12 protein-coding genes and 1 tRNA gene are annotated in these 16,382 nt (G+C 70.6%); 6 read left to right on the top strand and 7 right to left on the bottom strand.

Annotated features, from left to right (window positions below; all coding sequences use genetic code 11):
• The first annotated feature begins 22 nt into the window (after positions 1-22).
• From HMPREF2833_RS00255 to purU, 3 genes are all read left to right on the top strand, one after another.
• Positions 23-3,013 (top strand): DEAD/DEAH box helicase, encoded by a 2,991-nt coding sequence (locus HMPREF2833_RS00255; protein WP_070636414.1) that lies wholly within the window; start codon positions 23-25, stop codon positions 3,011-3,013.
• A 191-nt stretch (positions 3,014-3,204) separates the two neighbouring features.
• Positions 3,205-4,371 (top strand): VIT1/CCC1 transporter family protein, encoded by a 1,167-nt coding sequence (locus HMPREF2833_RS00250; RefSeq protein WP_070636174.1) that lies wholly within the window; start codon positions 3,205-3,207, stop codon positions 4,369-4,371.
• Between the two features lie 609 nt (positions 4,372-4,980).
• A complete protein-coding gene (purU, locus tag HMPREF2833_RS00245; RefSeq protein WP_039100880.1) occupies positions 4,981-5,853 on the top strand; it encodes a formyltetrahydrofolate deformylase in 873 nt (290 codons plus the stop codon).
• Positions 5,854-5,974: 121 nt separating this feature from the next.
• Here the strand turns inward: purU and sucD are convergent, their stop codons facing one another.
• Entirely contained in the window at positions 5,975-6,892 is a 918-nt protein-coding gene (gene sucD, locus HMPREF2833_RS00240) for a succinate--CoA ligase subunit alpha (RefSeq protein ID WP_039100879.1), read from the bottom strand.
• Between the two features lie 32 nt (positions 6,893-6,924).
• Positions 6,925-8,094 carry an ADP-forming succinate--CoA ligase subunit beta gene (gene sucC, locus HMPREF2833_RS00235; protein WP_039100878.1) on the bottom strand — a complete coding sequence of 390 codons (1,170 nt, stop codon included), beginning with the start codon at positions 8,092-8,094 and terminating at the stop codon, positions 6,925-6,927.
• 212 nt (positions 8,095-8,306) lie between these two features.
• Here sucC and HMPREF2833_RS00230 point away from each other — a divergent pair, with 212 nt between their 5' ends.
• Positions 8,307-9,056, top strand: a complete 750-nt coding sequence (locus tag HMPREF2833_RS00230; protein ID WP_070636172.1) for a hypothetical protein — start codon at positions 8,307-8,309, stop codon at positions 9,054-9,056.
• Positions 9,057-9,087: 31 nt separating this feature from the next.
• Here HMPREF2833_RS00230 and pcrA read toward each other — a convergent pair whose 3' ends face one another.
• Positions 9,088-11,553, bottom strand: a complete 2,466-nt coding sequence (gene pcrA / locus HMPREF2833_RS00225) for a DNA helicase PcrA (RefSeq protein ID WP_070636170.1) — start codon at positions 11,551-11,553, stop codon at positions 9,088-9,090.
• 123 nt (positions 11,554-11,676) lie between these two features.
• Entirely contained in the window at positions 11,677-12,408 is a 732-nt protein-coding gene (locus tag HMPREF2833_RS00220) for an NHL repeat-containing protein (protein WP_083310874.1), read from the bottom strand.
• 111 nt (positions 12,409-12,519) lie between these two features.
• Here HMPREF2833_RS00220 and HMPREF2833_RS00215 point away from each other — a divergent pair, with 111 nt between their 5' ends.
• Positions 12,520-13,221 (top strand): hypothetical protein, encoded by a 702-nt coding sequence (locus HMPREF2833_RS00215; protein WP_246829048.1) that lies wholly within the window; start codon positions 12,520-12,522, stop codon positions 13,219-13,221.
• A gap of 56 nt (positions 13,222-13,277) precedes the next feature.
• Here the strand turns inward: HMPREF2833_RS00215 and HMPREF2833_RS00210 are convergent.
• Positions 13,278-13,350 (bottom strand) — tRNA-Arg (locus HMPREF2833_RS00210).
• A gap of 61 nt (positions 13,351-13,411) precedes the next feature.
• Here HMPREF2833_RS00210 and HMPREF2833_RS00205 point away from each other — a divergent pair.
• Positions 13,412-14,440: a DUF4031 domain-containing protein gene (locus HMPREF2833_RS00205; RefSeq protein WP_246829047.1), complete on the top strand. Its 1,029-nt coding sequence runs from the start codon at positions 13,412-13,414 to the stop codon at positions 14,438-14,440.
• Between the two features lie 182 nt (positions 14,441-14,622).
• Here HMPREF2833_RS00205 and HMPREF2833_RS00200 read toward each other — a convergent pair whose 3' ends face one another.
• Both HMPREF2833_RS00200 and HMPREF2833_RS00195 read right to left on the bottom strand, forming a co-directional pair.
• Positions 14,623-14,940, bottom strand: a complete 318-nt coding sequence (locus HMPREF2833_RS00200; protein ID WP_070636412.1) for a hypothetical protein — start codon at positions 14,938-14,940, stop codon at positions 14,623-14,625.
• A 284-nt stretch (positions 14,941-15,224) separates the two neighbouring features.
• A complete protein-coding gene (locus HMPREF2833_RS00195) occupies positions 15,225-16,202 on the bottom strand; it encodes a C40 family peptidase (RefSeq protein WP_070636158.1) in 978 nt (325 codons plus the stop codon).
• Between the last annotated feature and the right edge of the window lie 180 nt (positions 16,203-16,382).

Genomic DNA, 16,382 nt, shown 5'->3' with positions numbered 1-16,382 from the left:
ACCGGGCGGTACCGTAGTGCGCATGAGTGACGCCGCGCAGTTCCCCGATGCCCGCATGCCGGGTGGGGGCCCGGACTGGCGCAGCGAACTCTCCCGCATCGTCCCCGGCACCGCCTCCGAGCGCGTGGTCTCCGACCCCGACGACGCCCCGGGCGTCGCGCTCGAACTGGACCTCTCCCGCGTTCAGAACCGCGCCCCCAGGGCGTGGCGGAGCTCACTCGGAGAACTGCCCCTCGCACTGACCGCACGGCCTGTGCTGCGCGGGCGCCGCGGCTGGGTGCAGAGCGGCATCGACTGGGGGAACCTGGCCTCCCACGCCCGCGCGGGACGGCTGGGCCCCGAGCAGCTGGACTGGTTCGAGGAGCTGCGCGCCCTGTCCGAGTCCCACCGGGGCAGCTACGCCGCCGAACGCCACCAGCTGCACGTGGAGCGCTACACCTCTCCCCTGCTGTGGCCCATCCTGTCGCGCGCCGACGCCCTGGGCATCCCCCTCGTGTCCCGCGGCTCGGGAGCCCCCGTGGTGCTGGAGCACGAGGGGCGCTTCGAGGTGCGGGTGGACCCGGGCGAGCACGGGGAGCTGAGCCTGCGCCCGCAGCTGATCGTGGGCGAGCACGAGGTGCCCCTGCGCTGGGCCCACATCATCGGTCAGCCCGGTCACGGGCTGTTCTACCCCGAGGCCTCCCCAGCGGCGCTCGAGGACGCCGAGGACCTCAACCGCTTCCCCCTGCACCTGGTGGCTCTGGGGACCCGCCTCAACCAGCAGCAGCGCTCCTTCCTGGACCGCGCGGAGGACCTCACGGTCCCGCAGGACGGGGTGGAGGAGTTCTTCGAGACGTACTTCCCCCGGCTGCACCAGAGCATGCACGTGACCGCCGGGGAGGACTCCCTGGTGCTGCCGCAGGTGGCGGATCCCGAGCTGGTGCTGACCGTCCACCACGACGACCTCACCGAGCGCGTGGAGTGGGAGTGGGAGTACCAGAAGGGCAGGGAGCGCGTGCGCCTGCCGTTCCGGCCCCTGGACCCGCTCGGGGACGAGGTCGTGGCGCGGGAGTCCCGCTGGGAGTCCTCCATGGTCCAGGCCGTGCACCGCCGTGTCCCGGAGCTGGACGTCAAACGCAGCTCCTACGCCGCCCAGGACGCCCTCACGCTGCTGCGGGAGTGGCTGCCGCGGCTGCGCGGCATCCCGGACCTGCGGATCGAGGAGACCGGTGGCGCCCCCGCCTACCGAGAGGTCTCCGAGCCCACCGAGATCACCGTCTCCACCGCGCCCACCGAGCACCACGACTGGTTCGGGCTGGGAGTCACCGTGAGGGTGGGTGAGCACTACCTGCCCTTCTCGGAGATCTTCCAGGCCCTGGACCGCGGCCAGGACGTCATGCTGCTGCGGGACGGGTCCTGGTTCTCCCTGGACCGCCCGGAGTTCGTCCGGCTGCGCGAGCTGATCGCCGAGGCCCGCACCCTGCAGGAGGACAAGAGCGCGCCCCTGGCCCTGAACCGGTACCAGACCAGCCTCTGGGAGCAGTTCGAGGACCTCGCCACGGACACGCAGCAGGCGGAGCAGTGGCGCACGGGCGTCCGCGCGCTGGCGCACCTGGACGAGATCCCGTCGCCCTCCGTGCCCGAGGCCCTGCAGGCCACCCTGCGCCCCTACCAGTACGAGGGGTTCCGGTGGCTGAGCTTCCTGTGGGAGCACGACCTCGGTGGGATCCTCGCGGACGACATGGGGCTGGGCAAGACCGTGCAGACCATCGCCGCCATGCTGCGCGCCGTGGCCCGCGATCCCCGGCTGCCACCGTTCCTGGTGATCGCCCCCACCTCCGTGGTGGCCAACTGGTCGGCCGAGCTCACGCGCTTCGCGCCGTCGCTGCGGACCACCGTGCTGACCAGCACCAAGGACTCGGTGGCCAACGCCGCGCGGGACTCGCACGTGGTGCTGACCTCCTACGCCCTGCTCCGTCTCGACGCGGATGCCTACCGCGGCGTCGAGTGGGCCGGCGTGGTCATGGACGAGGCGCAGTTCGTGAAGAACCCGCGGACCAAGGCCTACCGCGCCGTGAAGAACCTGAGGGCCCGCACCCGCCTGGCCATCACCGGCACCCCCATGGAGAACAGCCTCACGGAGCTGTGGTCGCTGCTGTCCCTCACCGCACCGGGGCTGTTCCCGTCCAAGAAGCGCTTCACCGAGCACTACCAGCGGCCCATCGAACGCGCGATGGACTCGGACGCCCTGGCCCGGCTGCGCTCCCGCATGAGGCCGTTCATGCTGCGCCGCTCCAAGGCGGACGTGGACCTGCAGCTGCCACCCAAGCTCGAGCACGTGCTGGCCGTGGGGCTCAACCCCGAGCACCGCGCCGCGTACGACCGCAGGCTGCAGCGCGAGCGTGCCAAGATCCTGGGGCTGCTGCGCGACTTCGACAGGAACCGCTTCACGATCTTCCAGTCCCTCACCACGCTGCGCATGCTCGCCCTGGACCCCGCCCTGGTGGACCCCGAGGCCACCGCGGCCTCCTCCAAGCTGGACGTCCTCTTCGAGCAGCTCCCCCAGCTGCTGCAGGAGGGCCACCGCCCCCTGGTGTTCAGCCAGTTCACGAGCTTCCTCAAGATCGTGGCCCGGCGGCTGGACGAGGCCGGGATCGCCTACGCCTACCTGGACGGCAGCACCCGGGACCGCGCCGCGGCCCTCGACACGTTCCGCAGCGGGAAGGCCCCGGTGTTCCTGGTGAGCCTTAAGGCCGGCGGCTTCGGCATCAACCTCACGGAGGCCGACTACTGCTTCCTCCTGGACCCGTGGTGGAACCCCGCCGCCGAGAACCAGGCCGTGGACCGCACCCACCGGATCGGGCAGACCCAGAAGGTCATGGTCTACCGCATGGTCGCGCAGGGCACCATCGAGGAGAAGGTCATGGAGCTGAAGACCCGCAAGGCGGACCTCTTCTCCGCGGTGCTCGACGACGACCGCGTGTTCTCCGCGAGCCTCGACGCGCAGGACATCCGCTCGCTCGTGGAGCCCTGAGGGCCGCACCACCGGCACCACACAGCGAGTTGGCACTGCAGGCAGAGCGTGGGTCCGGCGCCCCGACTCCCCGGCGCCCGTGATCAGGGGAACCGGGCCCCTGGTGCCGGTGGCGGCCACTGCGCGCGTCTCGACCCGAGCTTCGGGGCCCCGAAATCACCCGTGCCGGCTCGTGCGTATGATCCGGAGACATGCCTGAGCCCACCAGCACGCACTCCCCCGTGCCCGGAACCGCCGAACCGACCCCCGCCCAGATCCGCAGGTGGCGCCACTACCTCGCGGACGAGCTTGCCGAGGCGCAGACCTACGAGCACCTGGCCCGTCACAGCACCGGGCGCCACGCGGAGATCCTGCACCGGGTGGCCGAGGGCGAGGGGCGCCACGCGGAGCACTGGCGCCGGCTCCTGGGGCCCCACGCGCAGCGCACGGTCCACCCCGGTCTCGAGGCGCGCATCCTCATGTTCCTGGCCAAGCACGTCAGCTCGGTCTTTGTCCTGGCGCTGCTGCAGCGCGCCGAGTCCCGCTCCCCGTACCGGGAGGACCCCGACGCCACCGCCGCCATGGCCGCGGACGAGGCCGTGCACGAGGAGATCATCCGGGCGCTGGCCACCGACGGCCGCACCCGGCTCTCGGGGAACTTCCGCGCCGCGGTGTTCGGCGCCAACGACGGCCTGGTGTCCAACCTCGCACTCGTCATGGGCGTGGGGGCCACCGGCACGTCCAGCTCGATGGTGCTGTTCTCGGGCATCGCCGGGCTGCTCGCGGGCGCGCTGTCCATGGGGGCGGGCGAATACGTGTCCGTGCGCTCCCAGCGCGAGCTGCTGGACGCCTCGCAGCCCACCCAGGTGACCCTCCGGGTCGCCCCGTCCCTGGACCTGGACGAGAACGAGCTCACCCTCATCTACCGGGCCCGCGGCATGAGCGAGGAGGCCGCGGAGCACCGTGCCGCGGAGCGACTCGGCCACTACGACTGCGACTGCGACCCCTCGCTCTCGTTCCAGGACGAGAAGGCCCGCCGTGCCGCGGACCCTGGACAGGAGAGCGACGACGACGCCGCGGGCTCCGGCGAGCACGAGGCCCTCGGCACGGATCTGGGCGCGGCGGCGTCCAGCTTCTGCTTCTTCGCCTCGGGAGCGGTCATCCCGATCCTGCCCTACATCTTCGGGCTCACGGGCGGAGTCGCCATGGTCGTGGGCATGGTCCTGGTGGGAATGGCCCTGCTGGTCACGGGTGGCTTCGTGGGTCTGCTCTCCGGTGCCTCCCCGCTCAAGCGGGGCCTGCGGCAGCTGGGCATCGGTTACGGCGCGGCCGTGGCCACCTACCTGCTGGGGCTCGTGTTCAACACCGGGGTGGCCTGACCCGCTCGCGCGGGCCCGAAGCGCATCGCCGCAGTCCACGAAAAGTATTGTCCCCTCTAGGGCCCACAAGTGAATCGACTTGGCTCGAGAAATATGGCAATTCGCAGAGGTAAATAGTAGGGATATCATTTACTTTCTGCGTTTCCCCTAGTCACAGCAGGATTTTCGACGCCCGGCCCGCCCGCACCCGCGGAGGGCGGGGGTACCCGTGTAGGTAAAGCGGTTCTTTGAATCTGCACAGCCTCCGAGCCATCTGTGAAATTCGGATATTCTGGACTCGTGGTTCGCTGAACCACTGCAACGGGAGACTTCGCACAGGGAAACCGCCACACCTGCACTGGGGGGTGCACTGTGGCCGGTGCTGTGCGTCGGTAGCCGCTCAGCCCACGGCTCGATCCCGTTGAGGCGTTATCGCCTGCCGGTGGCCGCTGGTTCTCTCACAGAGGCGCACCTCTCCCCGCGCCGGACGGGCTCCTACCGTCCGCTCACGCGGCTACCGGTCGATAACGCCCCTGTCCCGGCGATAAAATCGACGCCGGTCCACGGTGCCGCGGCCCTGCCGCCCCGCGGACCACCGATCCGTCCCGTGACCCCAGGAGCATCCCCTTCATGTCGGCCCAGCCCTCCACGCCCGACGAGCACGTCCTCACCGCCCACTGCCCCGAGGCCTACGGCCTCGTGAGCGCGGTGGCCTCCAACCTCACCAGCCAGGGCTGCGACATCTTCGACGTCAAGCACTTCTCCGACCGCCACGACGACCGGTTCTTCATCCGCTGCCACACCATCAGCGCGCCGGGCACCGTGACCACCGAGTCGCTGATCGAGGGCTTCCGCCCGGTGGCCCAGGAGCACGACATGCGCTTCCGGCTGGTGGACGCCCGCAAGAAGACCCGGGTGCTGGTGATGGTCTCCAAGATCTCCCACTGCCTGGCGGACCTGCTGCACCGGGCGCACGTGGGCTCGCTGCCCGTGGAGATCGTGGCCGTGGTCTCCAACCACACGGATCTGCGCCCGCTCGTGGACTTCTACGGCGTGCCCTTCCACCACGTGCCCGTCACCCGGGACACCAAGCCCCAGGCCGAGGCGGAGCTGCTGCGCCTCGTGGCAGCCCACGACACCGAGCTCGTGGTGCTGGCCCGCTACATGCAGATCCTCTCGGACGAGCTCACGAGGGAGCTCGCGGGACGCTGCATCAACATCCACCACTCGTTCCTGCCGTCCTTCAAGGGGGCCAAGCCCTACCACCAGGCCTACGAGCGCGGCGTGAAGATGGTGGGGGCCACCGCCCACTACGTCACCCCGGACCTGGACGAGGGCCCGATCATCGCGCAGGACGTGATTCCCGTGAACCACGCCCACACCCCCGCGGATCTTGTGGCCGTGGGGTCGGACGCCGAGGCACAGACGCTGTCCCGGGCGGTGAAGTGGCACGCGGAGGGCCGGGTGGTGGTCTCCGGCAACCGCACCATCGTGCTGGCCTGAGACCCGACCGGCCCGCCCCCGGAGCGACCACCCGCCCGCAACGAGAACGACGCCGCTCCCCCACCGAGGTGGGCAAGCGGCGTCGTTCTCAGCGCGGGTCCCGGACGGAGCCGGGCGCGACTCACTTGGTCTCGAAGATCTCCCGCATGAGCTGCGCGGTCTCCGAGGGGGTCTTGCCGACCTTGACCCCGGCGGCCTCGAGGGCCTCCTTCTTGGCCTGGGCCGTTCCGGAGGAGCCGGAGACGATGGCGCCGGCGTGGCCCATGGTCTTGCCCTCGGGAGCGGTGAAGCCCGCCACGTAGCCCACCACGGGCTTGGTGACGTTGGCCTTGATGAAGTCCGCGGCGCGCTCCTCGGCGTCGCCGCCGATCTCACCGATCATCACGATGGCCTCGGTCTCGGGGTCCGCCTCGAACGCCTCGAGGGCGTCGATGTGGGTGGTGCCGATGACCGGGTCACCGCCGATGCCGATGGCGGTGGTGAAGCCCAGGTCACGCAGCTCGTACATCATCTGATAGGTCAGGGTGCCGGACTTGGACACCAGGCCCAGCTTGCCCTTGCCGGTGATGTTCGCGGGCGTGATGCCCAGCAGCGACTCCTCCGGGGAGATGATGCCCGGGCAGTTGGGGCCGATGATGCGGGTCTTGGGCTTGCCGTCCGCACCGGTGTTCGCCTGGGAGTGGGCCCAGAACTCGGCGGAGTCCTGCACGGGGATGCCCTCGGTGATCACCACGACCAGCGGGATCTCGGCGTCGATGGCCTCGATCACGGCGTCCTTGCAGAAGGCCGGCGGCACGAAGACGATCGACGCGTTCGCACCGGTCTCCTTCATGGCCTCGGCCACGGAGCCGAAGACCGGCAGCTCGACGGCGTTGCCGTCCTTGTCCTGGTGGTTCACGGTGGTCCCGGCCTTGCGGGCGTTGACGCCGCCCATGACCTGGGTCCCGGCCGCGAGCATGCGCGCGGTGTGCTTGGTGCCCTCGCCGCCGGTGATGCCCTGAACGATGACCTTGGAGTCCTTGTTCAAAAAGATCGACATGTCTTCTTCCTGGTAGCTCTGCTCGTGGGCGGTTACTTGGCGGAGTGGGCGAGCTCGGCGGCCTTGTCGGCGCCGGCGTCCATGGTGTCCGCGGTGGTGATCAGCGGGTGGTTGGCCTCGCGGAGGATCGCGCGACCCTCGTCCACGTTGTTGCCGTCCAGCCGCACCACGATGGGCTTGGTTGCGGAGTCGCCGAGGATCTCCAGGGCCTTGACGATGCCGTTGGCCACGGCGTCGCACGCGGTGATGCCGCCGAAGACGTTGACGAACACGGACTTCACCTGGGGGTCGCCCAGGATGACGTCCAGGCCCGCGGCCATGACCTCGGCCGAGGCGCCGCCGCCGATGTCCAGGAAGTTGGCGGGCTTCACGTCACCGTGCTTCTCGCCGGCGTAGGCCACGACGTCCAGGGTGGACATCACGAGGCCGGCGCCGTTGCCGATGATCCCGACCTCGCCGTCCAGCTTGACGTAGTTGAGGTCGTTCTCCTTGGCCTTCTCCTCCAGGGGATCGGCCGTGGTCTTGTCCGCGAGCGCGGCGTGGTCCTCGTGGCGGAACTCGGCGTTGTCGTCCAGGGACACCTTGCCGTCCAGCGCGAGGATCTCCCCGTCACCGGTCTTGACCAGGGGGTTGACCTCCACCAGGGTGGCGTCCTCCTTGGCGTAGACCTCGCCCAGCTTGACCAGCACGGGCACGACCTTGGCAGCGGTCTCGGCGTCGAACTTGGCCTGCTCCACGATCTCGCGGGCCTTGGCCTCGGTGATGCCCTCGGCGGGGTTCACGTCCACGCGGGCCAGGGCCTCCGGACGCTCCACGGCCAGCTGCTCGATCTCCATGCCGCCCTCGACCGAACACATGGCCAGGTAGGAGCGGTTGGCGCGGTCCAGCAGGACGGAGAAGTAGTACTCCTCGGCGATGTCCGCGCCCTGCGCGATCATCACGCGGTGCACGGTGTGGCCCTTGATGTCCATGCCCAGGATCTGCTGGGCGTACTCGAAGGCCTCCTCGGGGGACTTCGCGACCTTGACGCCGCCCGCCTTGCCGCGTCCGCCCACCTTGACCTGGGCCTTGACGACGGTCACGCCGCCGATCTTCTCAGCAGCTGCCTTGGCTTCTTCTGGGGTAGTGGCGACGATGCCGGCCAGCACGGGGACTCCGTGCTTCTCGAACAGGTCGCGTGCCTGGTACTCAAACAGGTCCACGGATAAGTGTCCTTCTGCGTCGAGGTGTGTCGTTCCGCGCCGGGAACCCCCGGCTGGAGCGACCTGATGTGGGGGGATGCGGCGCAGCGCTGCGCTCACAGTGCCCTCACTGTGATTTTAGTCCATGGCGCGGCGATTCGCCCCACCGGGGCCTGCGTGAACCCACAGCCCACGATGCGCTGCCACCCGGGATCGCCTGGTTGACTGGGTCCATGCAATGGATCGGACTGCCGGACGTCTGGGACGCCCGGGAAGCGGACCACGGGTTCATGGCCTCGCTCGCCACGTTCTCGTTCGTGGCGCTGGGACTCGAGCTCGTGGTCGACGGCACGTACCTGACCCTCACGGGTGACGTCCCGTCGCTCTACCCCCTCGGCTGGCAGTGCCTGACCTGGGTGGGGCTCGGCGCGGTGTGGCTGCTGCTGGCGCGCGCCCTCGTGCTCTGGTGCCGACGCCGCGGTCTGGACCCCCTGTCCCCGGACCGGACCGCGGGTGAGCGGGCGGACGGGCCGGACCACCGCGCCTGGCGAGCCGTCCTCGGGTACTTCGCGGCCGCCGTCGTCACCGCGATCGCGCTGCCCGCCGTGGTGGGGCTGCCGTGGGGCTTCCCCCCGGTGGACCGGTTCCTGGACCTCTACGCGCAGTACGGTGGCGGCGCCTGGCTCGCGATGGCCGCGTGGCTCGTGTACCTCGTGGGGCGCTGCCTCGTAGTGGCCGGGCTGCTGGCGTACTCCCACCGGGCCGTGCTCGGCGTGGCCACGTTCCGGGGCGCGCGGTGGATCCCGTGGGGCGGGCTGGTCACCGGGGTGTGCCTGGGCACCGTGGCCCTGCTGTCCCGGGGACAGGCCGCGGGGCTGAGCACGCTCGTGGCCAGCGTGCTCCTGGGCATGCTCCACGTGCGCTCCGGGGAGTCCCTGCGCGTGACGGCACCGTTCACGGTCCTGGTCTACGCCCTCATCTGACGCGGCACCGGACCCCCGCGCGGGGAGTCCGTCACGAGACCTTGGACATGGGTGCGTAGCGCAGCAGGAGCCGTTTCTCCTCGGCCCCGAAGCGCACCTTGGCCACGGTCTTGTCCCCGCCGCCCTCCACCGCGACCACCGATCCGCGGCCGAAGGCCTTGTGCTCCACGGTGTCCCCCACGCTCAGGGACGGGATCTCCTTCTGCGGCTGCACCCTGCCCGCCGAGGCCGGTGAGAGGCGACGGAACGTGGCTCCGGAACCGGCGGCGGCCCCCCACGAGGACCCCCGCAGCGGATCCCGGGAACCGGACGGGCCCCCGGAGTGCACGGGTGACCCCCAGCCTCCCGCCGCGGCGGAGCCCTCCCGCTTCCAGTCGATGAGGTGGGAGGGGATCTCGTCCAGGAACGGGCTGGCCGGGTTGAACTGGGACTGGCCCCACATGGAGCGGGACTCCGCCCTGGTGATGTAGAGCCGCTGCCGGGCACGGGTGATGCCCACGTACGCGAGCCGACGCTCCTCCTCCATGCTGGAGGGATCCGCGAAGCTGCGCTGGTGCGGGAAGATCCCGTGCTCCATGCCGGTCAGGAACACCACGGGGAACTCCAGCCCCTTGGCGGTGTGCAGGGTCATGAGGGTGACCACCCCCAGGGACCTGGCCTCCTCCACCTCCGCCGCGATCTGCTGGGCGCTGGCCGCCCCCTCCCCGGCGGTGTCCGGCCGGGAGGGGATCTGGTCCGCGTCCGCCACGAGGGCCACGTGCTCGAGGAACTGGCCGAGCCCCGCGTCCGGGTGGTCCTTCTCGAACTCGCGCACCACGGCCACGAGCTCGGCGAGGTTCTCCACCCGGGACTCGTCCTGGGGATCCGTGGACGTGCGCAGGGCCTCGAGGTAGCCGGACTGCTCCAGCACGGCCTCCAGCACCGTGGTTACGGACGCCCCCTCGGCCAGTTCGGCAAGGTCGTCCATGAGCTGGGAGAACGAGCGGATCGCGTTGGCGGAACGGGTGGCCAGGGCCGGGGCCTCGTCCAGCCGGTGCATGGCCGCGGAGAACGAGATCCCCTCGCGCTCGGCGAGCGCGGAGATCGACCCCTGGGCGCGGTCGCCGATCCCGCGCTTGGGCTCGTTGATGATCCGGCGCACGGTGATGTCGTCCGAGGGGTTGGCGATCGCCCGCAGGTAGGAGATGGCGTCCTTGATCTCCTTGCGCTCGTAGAAGCGCGTGCCCCCGACCACCTTGTACGGCAGCCCCACCCGCATGAGGATCTCCTCCAGGGAGCGGGACTGGGCGTTGGTGCGGTAGAACACGGCCACGTCCCCGGGGCGGATCCCGTGCTCGTCCTGGAGGCGGTCGATCTCCTCCGCGATGAACCGCGCCTCCTCGTGCTCGTTCTCCGCCGCGTAGCCCACGATGGGTGCGCCGTCACCCTCGGCCGTCCACAGCTTCTTGTCCCGGCGGTCCGCGTTCTGCGAGATCACCGCGTTGGCCGCGGAGAGGATGTTCTGGGTGGAGCGGTAGTTCTGCTCCAGCAGGATGGTGCGCGCGGACGGGAAGTCCCGTTCGAAGTCCGTGATGTTGCGGATGTCCGCCCCTCGGAACGCGTAGATGGACTGGTCGGAGTCGCCCACCACCGTGAGCTCGGCCGCGGGGATCCCGGACTCGTCCGTGTGACCGGGAGAGTTCCCTCCCACGAGCTCCCGGACCAGGGCGTACTGGGCGTGGTTGGTGTCCTGGTACTCGTCCACCAGCACGTGGCGGAACCGCCGCCGGTAGTACTCGAGGACCTGGGGGAACGCGCGGAACATGTGCACGGTCTCGCCGATCAGGTCGTCGAAGTCCATGGCGTTGGCCGCGCGCAGCCGCTGGGTGTACCCCCGGTACACCTGCGCGACCGCGGACTCGAAGGGGTCCGTGGAGCTGGCCCGCGCCAGGTACGTCTCGTCGTCCACGAGCTCGTTCTTCAGCGCGGAGATCTTGTGCTGAATGGCCTTCGGCGCGAAGCGCTTGGGGTCCAGCTCGTGCTGCTTGGCCACCTGGGTGATCAGCCGCAGCGAGTCCGCGGAGTCGTAGATCGAGAAGTTCGTGCTCAGTCCCAGGGTCTTGGCCTCGCGGCGCAGGATCCGCACGCACAGCGAGTGGAACGTGGAGATCCACATGGAACGGGCGGAGTCCCCCACCAGGTCCACGATCCGCTCGCGCATCTCCGCCGCGGCCTTGTTGGTGAACGTGATGGCCAGGATCTCACCGCGGCCGGCCCGACCGGTGGCCAGCAGGTGCGCGATCCGGTGGGTCAGCACCCTCGTCTTGCCCGACCCCGCGCCCGCGACGATCAGCAGGGCTGAACCCGAGTGCTCGACCGCCGCGCGCTGCGGGTCGTTGAGCCCCGCCACGAGCTGCTCCGGGGACGCCGCGGCGTCGGACGGCTCGGCAGAGACGCCACCGGCCGGGGAGCGCACGGACGAGGCAGAGAGCAGGGAGTTGTCAGAGAGGTAGTCCATGGTGCGCCCAGTCTATCCAGCGGCTCGGACGCGCAGCCGGGCGCGGACCCGCACGGTGGCCTCACCGGCGACGGGCAGCCGGTGCCGGGCCCCGGTGTCCGGCACCGCACGACTGCCAGCCCGTCAGACGTACCGGGGTTCCACCTGGTGGCGGCCGTTCGCGTCCTCGACCCAGAGGTGGGAGTCCGCCACGGTGACCCGCACGGGAGCCTCCAGCACGAGGTCGTCGTCGCTCAGCTCGTCGAGCACCTGCTCCGGGCCCCCGAAGATGGTCGTGACCTCGCCGTCGGAGGTGTCCACGTGCCGCAGGGCGTGGTTGCCGGTGTCGGCCACCACCACGGAGCCGTCGTAGAGGATCTGCAGGTCCTGGGGATGGTCGAGCGCGGCCTCGGACGCCGCACCGTCCCGGTACCCGGCCCCGTGCCTGCCGACGACCGTGACCACGTGGGGCGCGCCGTCGGGCCGGTCCGTGTTGATGTCAATGCGCCGCAGCGAGGAGGAGTCCCGGTCCACGAACCAGAGTGTGCCGTCCCCGGCCTCCGTGATGGACACGGTGGCCGCGAACGTGGCCTGGCCGAGCGTGCCGTCCCTGCGGCCGGGCTCTCCCGTGCCCGCCCACTCCTGGAGCTCGTCCGTGTAGGCGTCCCAGCGGTAGAGCCGGTGGCGTTCGGGGACCGCCGCGACCACGGCGGAGAGCTTGTGGGACCAGACGATGTCGGCCATGCGGGCGCCCTCGAGGACGGAGCAGTCGATCCTGCGGCGCACCGTGCAGTGGTCGGCCTCGTACAGCGTGAGCTCCGAGCCGTCACCCGCGTTCATGAGCAGACCGTCCGGAAGGCCGATGGAGAGCTCCATGACCGTCACCACCTTTCGCGGTGCCCGCCGGGGGCACCTGTCCTCCACCTCGTCGTCGAGAGTGGGTACCCGTCTTCGATTCACAGTACGCCCCCGGGGGATAATGGAGCCATGGGTATGACCAGAGCGCAGAAGGCCAGGAAGCACGGGGAGGCCGCGGGTGCTGCCCCGGCCGGATCCACGAGCGCCCAGGGAGACTCCGTGCGCCCCGTGAGCGTCCACGAGATGCGGGACGGGCAGCTCGCCGCGGACCCCACCAAGGGCTCCTCCGCCGGAATCCTCGTGGGGGTCGCGTCCTTCGTGGGAGTCGCGCTCTGGCTGTACTACCACCTGCTCGTCCTGCAGGGCGTGTCCGGGAACCTGGCCGGAGGGGTGACCGCTCCCGAGCTGATGCCCGGCGGCTTCGACTCCCAGCACATCGCCGCCTTCGCGCGCGGACTGGGCGCGGAGGGCCTCGCCTCCTACGAGGGCGTGCACGCGACCACCGGACTGTTCACTCCCCTGCTGCTGAGCCTGGGATGGCTGCTGTTCACCGGTCTCAACACCCCGCAGCGAGCCCGGAAGTGGCTCTACTGGTCCGTGGTCCTGGCGTACGCCGTGGTCTTCCTGGCGGGCAACGCCGCGCTCGACGCCGCTGTGGCTCACCCCGAGGACAGCGGCGCCGTGGCGCTCGCCTCCGGCCTGGTGGTCACCCGCTGGGTGCTGACCGCGCTCCTGCTGCTCATCGCGGCGCTCGTGAGCATCTCCGTGGTGCGCCGCAAGATCAACGCCTTCTCCGAGGGCCAGCTGCCCGGCCAGCGTCCACGGGGCTGACTGCTCCACCGCCGAACGACGGATGCCCCGCCCGGGACCGGGCAGGGCATCGTTCGTGCCCTCGATTGGATTCGAACCAACGACACCGGCTTTAGGAGAGCCGTGCTCTATCCCCTGAGCTACGAGGGCAACACTGCACCAGCTTATCCGCGGGGGACCCGCCCCGCGAGTCAGGCGCACAATGGTCACCATGACGCTCTACATCGATCCCCCGCGCTGGCCCGCCCACGGGACCGTGTTCTCCCACCTCGTCTCGGACCAGTCCCTGGCCGAGCTGCACGAGTTCGCCTCGCGCCTGGGCGTGTCCGTGCGTGCGTTCGACCAGGACCACTACGACATTCCCGCGCGCCGCCACGCAGACGCCCTGGCCCTCGGCGCGGTCGCGGTGGAGGGCAAGGACCTCGCGCGGATCCTGATCCGCAGCGGCCTGCGGGTCCCCGCACGACGCCGCCCGGCCAAGCTGGCCCCGGCGCTCACCCGCCGCTGGGAGCGGCACGTTCCGGGGCATCCCGACCTGGGCTCGCACCTGCTGGAGCGCTGGCTCGAACCGCACCGTGCCTACCACGGCCCCGCCCACCTGCTGAAGGTGCTCGAGGCGGTGGACCTGCTCACGGACGGGCGCCCGTCCCAGGAGCTCGTGCTGGCGGCGTGGTTCCACGACGCCGTGCACCGGGGGCGGGCCGGCGAGGACGAGAAGGACTCGGCGGCCCTCGCCCGGCAGCTGCTGGGCCCCGACGGGTGGGCGCCGGATTCACCCCCGGCGGCCGGCCGCGGCAGGGCGGGGCGGTCCCCCGCCCTGGGGGGCAGCGGGGAGGGCGACGCCGCCCCCGGGTCCGGGGTTCGGACGGCCCCGCGCGAAGGACGGGGTCCAGGAGCTGCGGAGTCGTGGCCGGTCGGCCTTGCCGACAGGGTCGCAGAGCTCGTCATGGTCACCGTGGCGCACCGGCCGGATCCCACGGACCGGGACGCCTGTGTGCTCGTGGACGCGGATCTTGCCGTGCTCGGGGGCACCGTGGAGGAGTACGAGCGCTACCGCGCGGATGTGCGCCGGGAGTACGCAGACGTCCCCGAGAGCCAGTTCCGGGCCGCCCGCGCCGAGGTGCTGCAGAACCTGCTGTCCAGTCCTCGTCTGTTCCACCACGGCACTGCGGTGGCGCTGTGGGAGGCGCAGGCCCGGCGCAACGTGGCACGGGAGATCCAGTTGCTCACCGGGCAGTGAGCAACGGGGAAGGGCGGCGCGCCGAGGGGATTCGTGGCCGACCCACTGTTCACCCGGCTGGCATCACTCTGCCGAGGTGAGTGCACCCGGGTCGCATCATTCCTACGAGGTGAGGGCACGCGGGTCGCGCTGTTCCGCCGAAGTGAGGGTACGCGGCTGGTTACGGCTCCGCGTGGTCGACGTCAGGAGCGGTGGTTCGGCGGCGTCGCAGCGGAGTCTGCGCCGGACTGCTCGAACGAGTCCGGAGCGGATGCCCCGGATTCCACCGGGTCGGGGGCGGAGGCACGGCGGCGGCGGAAGATGAGCGCCGCCAGCACGAGACCCACGATGATCCCGAGACCGCCGAACACGGACAGCCACATGGCCGCGTGGCCGGCGAAGGCCGCCACGATGAATCCCACGACGATGCCGGGAACTGCGCCGGCCACCATCCCCACGGCGTAGTAGGTGAATTCCTGGTCCTGGGGGGTTCTGGCTGCGCTCGAGAAATCGGTGGACATGGCGTCCATTCTAGATCCCGGCCCCTGGACGTCACCCGCACGCCGGCCCCGACGGCCCGCGGTGGACGAACAGGATGATTGGTCCCGTGGCCGGCGCGCACTGCCCGGCAGTGACGTGGAGGGATGCAGAGGGATGCAGAGACGAGAAAAACGTACGGACCCTGTGGTCATCAGGGTCCGTACGCATTCATCTCGTCCTCGTCGGGAGCGGGTACACAACCGGTCCCGACTCGATGCGAGGTGTGGCACCGCGCCGATCAGCGCGGTGCCGAACTCGGGAGAGCTCAGCCGACGCGGATGTACTCCGGGCCGGAGCCAACGTTCGCGGTGGTCTTCACGGTCTGGTTGCCGTTCCAGCCGCCGTGGATGGCCTGGCCGTTGCCGGCGTAGATGGCCACGTGGGCCACGCCGGCGCCGCCGTCGGCGTAGTAGGCGATGTCGCCGGCCTGGGCCTCAGCGGCGGAGACCGGGGTGCCGAGGGACTTGTAGCTGGCGGGCCAGCCGTGGTGGTTGATGCCCACCGCTGCCAGTGCGTTGCTCACCAGGGCGGTGCAGTCCTGGTTGACGCCGATCTGGCCCTCAGCGGCGCTCAGGATGGCCTGGCCCTGGCCGGAAGCCGGGGTGCTGGACGCGGCCTTGGCCTGCTTGGGGGCGGTGCTGGACTGAGTGGTCACCTTGCCGGTATTGGCGGTGGTGTCGTACCCGGTCTGAGCGGTGTAGCCGGCCTGAGCGGTGTAGCCGACCTGAGTGGTGTTGCCGGTCTGGGGGGCGCCGTAGTTGTAGATGGCGTTGCCCTGCTCGGCGGCGGCCTCGGCCTGCAGCGTCTGCTGGGTGGGCTGCGCGGCGTGGCGGCCCTGGGCCGGAGCCGGAGCCTGCTCCGCGACCGGGGCCACGGTCTGAGCGGCGGGAGCCACCTGGGGAGCGGCGGGCGCCTCGACCGGGGTCACCTCGGCGACGGGGGCGGCCTGCACCACGGCGGGCTGGGCGGGAGCCTTGGCGGGCTCGGCCTTCTTGGCGGGAGCCTTCTCAGCCTTCTCGGCCTTGTCAGCCTTGGCGGCCGGCTCGGCGGAGACGGTCTTCTCGGAGGCGGGAGCTTCGGACACGGCGGCGGCGGGAGCCTGCTCGTCGGACGCGTTCTGCGTGGCCTGCACCGACACGGTGGTGGCGAGAGCCAGACCGGAGAAGGCGGCAACGGCTGCCACAGTGCGAGCCTTGCCCGCGAACAGACCCTTGGCCGACTGAGTGGTGGTTTCGTTCGTCATGCGTGTGGTTTCCTAACACGTTCGTGTCCGCCCAGGGCACGAAGATGTGCGGTGGTCGTCGGGCAGCGCAGTGCTGCCGCAACTCACCGAGGGAGGGCGGGTTGGCGATGTCTTCTGATGTCAGTTCGTGCGAGCACGTGCGCACCGCCCGGGTGCGGTCCGATGCGCCGTGTCGTGTTT

The organism is Kocuria sp. HMSC066H03 (assembly GCF_001812045.1).
GTDB lineage: Bacteria > Actinomycetota > Actinomycetes > Actinomycetales > Micrococcaceae > Kocuria > Kocuria rhizophila.
Note: the sequence above shows the minus strand (reverse complement) of the source record. Positions and strands in the feature narration are given on the sequence as shown.